Source organism: Vibrio sp. 2132-1, from assembly GCF_033344315.1.
This window is the reverse complement of sequence record NZ_JAWPON010000462.1, coordinates 1-634: the sequence shown is the minus strand read 5'-3', so window position 1 is coordinate 634 and position 634 is coordinate 1. Positions and strand designations below refer to the sequence as shown.

Here is a 634-nt window from a genome sequence, read left to right as displayed (position 1 = left end):
ATACAATTTGTACGGATGGCCCAAACCAATGGGGGGCGGATCCTACTTACCGCATTAATGTGGATGAAGCTGTTACTCAGGGTGTAGAAGCAACGTTGGCGAAACCACTAACCGAGACTATCTACTTAAGCTCAAGCTATACCTTTACCGACTCGGAGCAAAAAACGGGTGAATACAAAGGTATGCCACTTCAGCAACTTCCAAAGCATCTGTTTAATGTTGATGTTACTTGGCAAACAACAGACAACCTAGAGAGTTGGACGAAAGTGACCTACCGAGGCAAAGAAATGGATCCGGTCACTGGCCCATCACGCAACAGCATCGTTGAACCTGCTTATACGTTTGTAGATGCCGGCGTAACGTATCAGTTGACGGATAACACCAAGATCAAAGGTGCGATTTACAACCTGTTCGATGAAGACATCAACTACAAAGAATATGGGTACGTCGAAGATGGACGTCGTTACTGGTTAGGGTTAGACGTAGCATTCTAATCTCTTTCAAAGAAGGCTGGGCTATGTCCCAGCCTTTTTAAATCATGCTTTACTATGATTCATTAGGTGCGTTTTTCAGCCTTATCAGGTACTATCTGTGCCACGAAATTTTTGGTGGGGCGAAGGATAAATGCTAAAAG

The 634-nt window shown here is 44.3% G+C and carries 1 protein-coding gene; it reads left to right on the top strand.

The genetic code is table 11. From position 1 onward, the window contains the following. Window positions 1-494, top strand: a 494-nt coding sequence (locus tag R8N47_RS26050; RefSeq protein ID WP_318186211.1) for a TonB-dependent receptor domain-containing protein, incomplete at its 5' end; no start/stop codon positions are given. Window positions 495-634 lie beyond the last annotated feature (140 nt).